This window comes from Actinomadura sp. DC4 (assembly GCF_030406325.1).
Taxonomy (GTDB): Bacteria; Actinomycetota; Actinomycetes; order Streptosporangiales; family Streptosporangiaceae; genus Actinoallomurus.
The window spans coordinates 102788-110529 of sequence record NZ_JAUEQY010000035.1; the positions used below are offsets into that span (position 1 = coordinate 102788).

The following is a 7742-nucleotide window of genomic DNA, read 5'->3' on the forward strand; positions in this document are numbered from 1 at the left end:
GCTAGTCGATCTCCACGACGGCCTGGGCGAACTGGGCGGTGTAGAGGCGGGCGTACGCGCCCTCGGCCTTCAGCAGCTCGTCGTGGGTGCCCTGTTCGACGATGCTGCCCGACTCCATGACGAGGATCAGGTCCGCGTCGCGGATCGTGGACAGCCGGTGGGCGATCACGAAGCTCGTACGGCCCTCGCGCAGGGAGCTCATCGCGCGCTGGATGAGCACCTCGGTGCGTGTGTCCACCGAGCTGGTCGCCTCGTCCAGGATGAGGATCGACGGCCGGGCGAGGAAGGCGCGGGCGATGGTGATCAGCTGTTTCTCGCCCGTGCTGACGTTGGTGCCCTCGTCGTCGATGATCGTGTCGTAGCCGTCGGGCAGCGTACGGACGAACCGGTCGACGTGCGTGGCCAGGGCCGCCTCCACGATCTGCTCCTGGGTCGCGCCGGCGGCGCCGTACGCGATGTTCTCCGCGATCGTGCCGCCGAACAGCCAGGCGTCCTGCAGCACCATGCCCGTACGTGCCCGCAGGTCTTCTCGCGTCATCTCGGCGACGTCCACGCCGTCGAGCGTGATCCGGCCGCCGGTGACCTCGTAGAAGCGCATGAGGAGGTTGACCAGCGTGGTCTTGCCGGCGCCGGTCGGGCCGACGATGGCGACGGTCTGGCCCGGCTCCACGGCCAGGGACAGGTCCTCGATCAGCGGGATGTCGGGGTTGTAGCTGAACGAGACGTGCTCGAACGCCACCCGCCCGCGGACGTCCTGCGGCCGTACCGGCGTGATCGGGTCCGGATCCTGCTCCTCGGCGTCCAGCAGGGCGAAGACGCGCTCGGCCGAGGCGACCCCCGACTGCAGCAGGTTGGCCATGCTCGCCACCTGGGTGATGGGCTGGGTGAACTGCCGGGAGTACTGGACGAACGCCTGCACCTCGCCCAGCGAGAGCGAGCCCGAGGCCACCCGGAGGCCGCCGACGACCGCGACGATGACGTAGTTCAGGTTGCCGATGAACATCATCGCGGGCTGGATCATGCCGGAGATGAACTGGGCCCGGAAGCTGGAGGCGTACAGGGTCTCGTTGTGGTCCTCGAAGATCTCGCGCGACTCCTTCTGGCGGCCGAAGACCTTGACCAGCGAGTGCCCGGTGTACATCTCCTCGATATGGCCGTTGAGGCGGCCCGTGGTGGCCCACTGCTTGACGAACTGCGGCTGGGCCTTCTTGCCGATCCTGCCTGCGACCAGCACCGACACGGGTACGGTCACCAGCGCGACGATCGCCAGCAGCGGCGAGATGATGATCATCATGGTCAGCACGCCGACGATCGTGAGCAGTGAGGTCAGGATCTGACTGAGGGTCTGCTGGAGCGTCTGGGACAGGTTGTCGATGTCGTTGGTGACCCGGCTGAGCACCTCGCCGTGCGGCTGGCGGTCGAAGTAGCCGAGCGGGAGCCGGGCCAGCTTGGTCTCGGCCTGCTCACGCAGGCGGTACATCGAACGTTGCACGATGGTCGTCGTCAGGCGGGCCTGGACCAGGCCGAAGACGGCCGCCACCGCGAACAGCGCCAGGACGGTCAGCAGGACCATGCCGACCTTGCCGAAGTCGATGCCGTGACCGGGCACGAAGTCGATGGAGTTCAGCATGTCGGCGAGGGTGCCCTGGCCGTTCGCCCGCAGGCGGGCGACCATCTGGGCCTTGGTCACGCCGGGCGGCGCGTCACGGCCGACGACCCCGGCGAAGATCAGGTCGGTGGCCTGTCCGAGGATCCTCGGGCCGAGCACCGTCGTCGTGACGCTCGCGACGGCCAGCAGCAGCGTGGCGACGATCAGCGGGCGCTCGGGCCGCAGCATGCGCAGCAGCCGCCGGCTGGACCCGCTGAAGTCCAGCGACTTCTCCGTCGACCGGCCGGCCATGAACGCGGCCGGCCCGCGGGTCGTCCCCGGCGCCGGCCCCGGTCCGCGGCCGGGGACCGGGCGTTCGCCGCGTGCGGGGGAGCTCATGCGGCCTCCTGCTCGGTGAGCTGGGAGAGGACGATCTCCCGATAGGTGTCGTTGGCGTCCATCAGCTCGTGGTGCGTGCCGACGCCGACCACCCGGCCCTCGTCGAGGACGATGATGCGGTCGGCGTGCCGGATGGTGGAGACGCGCTGGGCGACGATCACGACGGTCGCCTCGGCCGTCTCGGCGGCCAGGGCGGATCGCAGCGCCGCGTCGGTCGCGTAGTCGAGGGCGGAGAACGAGTCGTCGAACAGGTAGATCTCGGGCCGCCGTACGAGGGCGCGGGCGATGGCGAGCCGCTGGCGCTGACCGCCGGAGACGTTGGTGCCGCCCTGGTCGATCTTGGCGTCCAGGGCGCCGTCCATGCGCTCCACGAAGTCACGCCCCTGCGCGATCTCCAGGGCGTGCCAGAGCTCCTCGTCGGTGGCGTCGGGCTTGCCGTACCGCAGGTTGGAGGCGACGGTGCCGGAGAACAGGTACGGCTTCTGGGGTACGAAGGCGACCGCCTCCGACAGCACGTCGGGATCGAGTTTTCGCACGTCGACGCCGTCGACGAGCACCTCGCCGCCGGTGACGTCCATGAGACGCGGGATGAGGTTGAGCAGCGTGGTCTTGCCGCTGCCCGTCGACCCGATGATCGCGGTGACCTCGCCCGGCCGAGCGTCGAGGCCGATCGCGCACAGCACCGGCTCCTCGGCGCCCGGGTAGCGGAACTCGACGTCCCGCAGCTCCAGGTGACCGTGGACGGCGAGCGTCCTCACGGGGTCGGCCGGCGGCACCACGCTGGACTCGGTGTCCAGGACCTCCTGGATGCGCTCGGCGCACACCTCGGCGCGCGGCACCATCATGAACATGAAGGTCGCCATCATCACCGACATCAGGATCTGCATGAGGTAGCTGAGGAACGCGGTCAACGCCCCGACCTGCATCGATCCGCTGTTGATCAGGTGGCCGCCGAACCACAGCACCCCGACGCTGGAGACGTTCACGACGAACATCACCGTCGGGAACATCAGCGCCATCAGCCGTCCGGTGCCGAGCGAGACCTCCAGCAGCTCGTTGTTGGAGACGGCGAACCGCTCCTGCTCGGGCTTGTCCCGTACGAAGGCCCGGATGACCCGTACGCCGCCGATCTGCTCGCGGAGGATCCGGTTGATCGTGTCGATGCGGTCCTGCATCAGCCGGAACAGCGACCGCATCCGGCGGATGATCAAGCCGATGATCACACCCAGCACCGGGACGATGATCAGCAGCAGCGACGAGAGCTCGACGTCCTGGTTGAGCGCCAGGATGATGCCGCCGATCCCCATGATCGGGGCCGACACCATCATGATGAACGTCATCAGGGCCAGCATCTGGACCTGCTGCACGTCATTGGTGGTCCGGGTGATCAGCGACGGCGTGCCGAACCGCCCGACCTCGCGGGCGGAGAACTCCTGGACCCGGTTGAAGATGCCGGCCCGTAGGTCGCGGCCGACGGCCATCGCGGTACGGGCGCCGAAGTAGACGGCGCTCACCCCGCAGACGATCTGCACCAGAGCCACGATGAGCATGACGCCGCCGGTGCGCATGATGTAGCCCGTGTCGCCTTTGACGACGCCCTGGTCGATGATGTCGGCGTTCAGCGTCGGCAGGTAGAGCGTGGCGAGGGTCTGAACCAGTTGGAGCGCCACCACGAGCGCGAGCGGCTTTCGGTACGGGCGCAGGTAGGCGCGAAGGAGTCGGATCAGCACACGCGGGCTCTCTCTGTCGATATGAAACCAGGCCGATTTCCCCGGGGGCTCTGGGGGACAGACAGGAAAAGTACCTCTAATCACCCCGGACGTGTGCAGATTATTTACGGCGCCGGCTAACGACCGGGTGGCGTCTCACCAGTTCAGAGCGGGTGCGTGGCACGTTCCGTACTGTCCGGGGGTGGCCGGTCGTCACGAAGTAGTTGCGCCGGAGCCCTCAGGCTGACCATCGATCAGGACACCCAGGCCGTCGAGGACACGTTCCAGGCCAAAACGGTAAGCGTGGTCGGGGCTGTAGGCCGCACCGTGGGCGGCGCCCGCGGCGCTGCCGACGCGGGCCGCCGTGGGGTAGCCGTCCTGGTCGAAGACGCGGCCGAGGAGAGGGGCGTTGGCGGCCCACCACTGCTCCTCGCTCATCGCACTGTCCCGGCGCACGGCGACCGCCTCGGCCGCCGAGCGCGCGGCGGCGCTGACGAAGCCGAGCAGGAAGGTCAGGGCCGCGTCCATGGCGACGTCGTCGAGCCCGAGGCCCTCGAACGCCCGCAGCTCGTGCTCGTACTTGGCCATGAGGCCGGGCCCGAGCGGGGGCCGGCCCGTGGCGACCTCGGCCACCCAGGGGTGCCGGTCGAAGAGCTCCCGATTCGCCTGCGCGACGGCGGTGAGGCGCTCACGCCAGGGCTTCCCGGACAGGTCCTCGCGGGACATCTGCCCATAGACCGTGTCGAGCATGAGGTCGAGGAGCTCCGCCTTGCCGGGCACGTAGGTGTACAGCGACATCGGCACCACGCCAAGGGCGCCTGCCACCTGACGCATCGTGACGGCGCCCAGGCCGTCGGCGTCCGCCAGATCGAGCGCGGCCGCGACGACCCGCTCGACGCTCAGCCCCTGACGCGGCCCGCGCCGGGTGTCCGCGCCGGGCTCCCGCCAGAGCAGCCTGAGAGTGCGTGCGGGGTCGCCGGCGCTACTGCGTTCCGTGGACATGAGGGCATTCTCCCGCCCAAATTCTCTGTACGTTGTACATTGTACGTCGTACAGAGTTATCGAGCCTGTCGGGAGACCCCTGTGAAGATCACCACATCGGCCGTTTCGCTCAACGTCGAGGACGTCGAGACGTCCGCCGCGTTCCTGACCGGCCACTTCGGCTTCCGGCAGGACCTGGTCGCGGAGGGGTTCGTCTCCCTGAGCCGGGAGGACGCCGGCATGAACGTCGTCTTCCTTCGCCGCGGCCTGGCGACGTTGCCCTCCGACCAGCGCGACGACCACGCCGACGGGGTGATCCTCGCCTTCGTCGTCGACGATCTCGAGGGCGAGCTGGCCCGCCTGGCCGGCGAGGGAGTCGCCATCACGATGCCACTGCGGGAAGAACCCTGGGGCGAGCGCGCCTTCCAGGTCACCGACCCCAACGGCGTCATCGTCCAGCTCGTGGACTGGAACGCCCCTGCCGCCATGTGAGCCCACGATCGGCACGCGCGATCACCGGTGGGAGGCCTCTGTCATCGGCGCACGGGCATGATCCTGGCTGGGAACGAGCTTGGGGCCGAGGTCGCGGGCGAGGGTGGCGGCCAGTGTGCGGAAGGCTCGTACCTCCGGGCGGGTGTCGTCTCGGCGGGTTGCCAGCGCGCTCTGTTCCCAGGGGGCGTCCAGGACCGGGACGAAACTGATCCCCGGCCAGCGGTACAGCCGCGCGAAGGAGTACAGGCCCGCGCCCGTACCTCGGCCGGCGGACACGCAGGTCAGCACGTCCTGGATGGTCGTGGCCCGGTCGACCCCGCAGCGAGGGGGGGTGCCGTTGCGGGCCGCGGAGAAGTACAGGTAGTCGGTGAACACCCGGGGCGCGTTCTCCGGGAGGCCGACGAACTGCAGGTCGAGCACGTCGTCCAGGCGCAGTGTGTCCGCTTCGCCGACCGGGTTGGCCGACGGGACGATCAGGACCCTCGGTTCGGTCGTCAGGACGTCGACGAGGATGCGGTCGTCGACCGGGGGCGGGCGTACGAAGGCGACGTCCACCCGGTGCTCGGTCAGCGCGGTGGTGTGCTCGGCGAAGGTCAGGCTCTCCACGCTCAGCAAGGTGTGCGGCTGCGCCTTGCGGAACGCTCGCAGGATCGCCGGGGTCAGCTCGGCCGAGCCGGGCGCCATCACGCCGATGCGCAGCGGCGCGGCGTCCTCGGCTCGTATGTCACTGATCGCGTCGGCGGCGGCGTTGGCCGCGGCGAGCATCGTACGGGCGTGGGGCACCAGGCGTTCGCCCGCCGAGGTCAGCGCGATCGGGGAACGCTCGAGAAGCCGTACGCCGAGCTCGCGTTCGAGTCGCTGGATGTGCCCGGTCACCGCGGGCGGAGACAGGAACAGCCGGGCGGCCGCCCGGGCGAACTGCCCCTCCTCGACGACCGCCAGGAACGACGCGAGCTGCCGAAGTTCCACAGCTTCAACGTACGCGATCCAATATCCGATTCATGCCCTCAAGTTAAGGTTTCGTGAACTTTGCCCGAATCGCTGGCACTGTCCGGCTATACCGGAGACGTGACCGCGAACGCTCTCCCCGAGCAGGACGCCGCCCCTCCACAGGGGGCGGCACCGAGCACGCTCGCCATCGCCGCCCACCCCTGGCAGTCCCCAACGGCGCCCCTGCCCCCGGACCGCCGAACCCAGGGTCCACCGCACGTGGTGGCGGTGGCGAGCGTTCCACTTCCATGAACCCTTGGTAACCGAATGATCACTTAATGGCCGCCGAGTCCATCACCGTGCATAATCGTGCATGTACGTAAAGTCACCATCAACGCAGAGGTGGAGAAATGGCCGGCGAGTTCCAGCGGAGGAAGATCGGCTTAGTGTTCGGCGCGATGGACTCCGACGGCGACGGGTTCCTCGAAGAGGCCGACTTCGCGGCCCTCACCGCCCGCTGGATCGCGATCCGCGGCGACGGTGACCACAAGCGGCTACGTACGGTCATGATGGGCTGGTGGACCACTCTGCTGACCGCCTCGGACCGCGACCGCGACGGCCGGGTCACCCTCGATGAGGTCCTGCTGGTCGTCGACCGGCTCGGCGGCATGCCCGACGCGGTGACCGGCACCGCCGAGGCGATGTTCGAGGCGGTCGACGAGGACGGCGACGGCCGCGTCTCCGCCGGGGAGTACCACCGGCTCATCGAGGCCTGGAGCGGCCGCCCGATGGACACCGACGCGACCTTCCCCCTGCTCGACCTCGACGGCGACGGCTTCATCTCCCGCCCGGAGTTCGTCCGCCTGTGGACGGAGTTCTGGGCCGGTGACGACCCCGAGGCCTCCGGCACGTGGGTCTTCGGCCCCCTCCTGGCCCACCGGAAAGCCGGCTCATGAGAGCACCCAGCCTCCGTCCACGCAGAGCGTCTGGCCGGTGATGAAGGCGCTGTCCGGGCCCACGAGAAAACCGACCGCGTTCGCGATGTCCTCGGCGACCCCTCTGCGGCCGATCGCCTGACGTGACAGGGCCTGGCGGTCCATCTCGGCCCGGTCCGGGTACGCCTCCAGCTCCTCCTCCGTACGGATGGCGCCCGGCATGACCGCGTTGACCCGCACACCGGCCGGCCCGAGGGCGCGCGCCATCGAGCGGGTGAAGCCGAGCAGGCCCGCCTTGGTCGTCACGTACGGGACGGAGTCCGCCGCGCCCAGGCGGGCCAGGACGCTGCTGACCGTCACGATCGCTCCGCCCGGAGGCGGGTCCTCGGCGAAGGCGCGCCGGGAGCAGTGGACCGCGCCCATGAGGTTCACCGAGACGATCGAGTCCCAGTCGGCGCCGGTGAGTTCGGTCCAGTCCGCGCGCCTGGTCGTGGCGGCGTTGGGCACCAGCACGCCGACCCGGCCCAGCTCCTCCTCGCAGCGGCCGAACATCGCGTCCACCGACGCCGCGTCGCCGACGTCGGCGACGTAGACCGCCGCCGTACCGCCCTCGTCCCGGATCCCGGCGGCGACCTCCTCCGCCGCGGCCACCCTCACCGGCGAGGGGTGGCTGTTGATCGCCACCGCCATCCCGTCCCGCGCGAGCCG

General features: G+C 69.6%; 7 protein-coding genes. 2 read left to right on the forward strand and 5 right to left on the reverse strand.

What is annotated here, in order from left to right; genetic code table 11:
* Position 1: 1 nt before the first annotated feature.
* The 3 genes from QWU11_RS40065 to QWU11_RS40075 all read right to left on the reverse strand — a co-directional run bounded on the left by QWU11_RS40065 (position 2) and on the right by QWU11_RS40075 (position 4698).
* Positions 2 to 1987, reverse strand: coding sequence for an ABC transporter ATP-binding protein (locus QWU11_RS40065; RefSeq protein ID WP_354670939.1), 1986 nt, complete (start codon positions 1985 to 1987; stop codon positions 2 to 4).
* The gene (locus tag QWU11_RS40070) at positions 1984 to 3717 is read right to left on the reverse strand and encodes an ABC transporter ATP-binding protein (RefSeq protein ID WP_290119787.1); all 1734 of its coding nucleotides are present in this window, start codon (positions 3715 to 3717) and stop codon (positions 1984 to 1986) included. The genes QWU11_RS40065 and QWU11_RS40070 overlap by 4 nt, the downstream gene beginning before the upstream one ends.
* A 192-nt stretch (positions 3718 to 3909) precedes the next feature.
* A complete protein-coding gene (locus QWU11_RS40075; protein ID WP_290119788.1) occupies positions 3910 to 4698 on the reverse strand; it encodes a TetR/AcrR family transcriptional regulator C-terminal domain-containing protein in 789 nt (262 codons plus the stop codon).
* An 81-nt stretch (positions 4699 to 4779) separates the two neighbouring features.
* Between QWU11_RS40075 and QWU11_RS40080 the strand changes: the two genes are divergently transcribed.
* Entirely contained in the window at positions 4780 to 5169 is a 390-nt protein-coding gene (locus tag QWU11_RS40080; protein WP_290119789.1) for a VOC family protein, read from the forward strand.
* A 21-nt stretch (positions 5170 to 5190) separates the two neighbouring features.
* On the opposite strand, the gene QWU11_RS40085 is transcribed toward QWU11_RS40080, so the two are convergent.
* A complete protein-coding gene (locus QWU11_RS40085; protein ID WP_290119790.1) occupies positions 5191 to 6138 on the reverse strand; it encodes a LysR family transcriptional regulator in 948 nt (315 codons plus the stop codon).
* A gap of 371 nt (positions 6139 to 6509) precedes the next feature.
* Between QWU11_RS40085 and QWU11_RS40090 the strand changes: the two genes are divergently transcribed.
* Positions 6510 to 7055: an EF-hand domain-containing protein gene (locus QWU11_RS40090; protein ID WP_290119791.1), complete on the forward strand. Its 546-nt coding sequence runs from the start codon at positions 6510 to 6512 to the stop codon at positions 7053 to 7055.
* On the opposite strand, the gene QWU11_RS40095 is transcribed toward QWU11_RS40090, so the two are convergent.
* Positions 7050 to 7742 (reverse strand): SDR family oxidoreductase (locus QWU11_RS40095; RefSeq protein ID WP_290119792.1); only part of this gene is annotated, 693 nt, incomplete at its 5' end. The two genes, QWU11_RS40090 and QWU11_RS40095, sit on opposite strands and share 6 nt — an antisense overlap.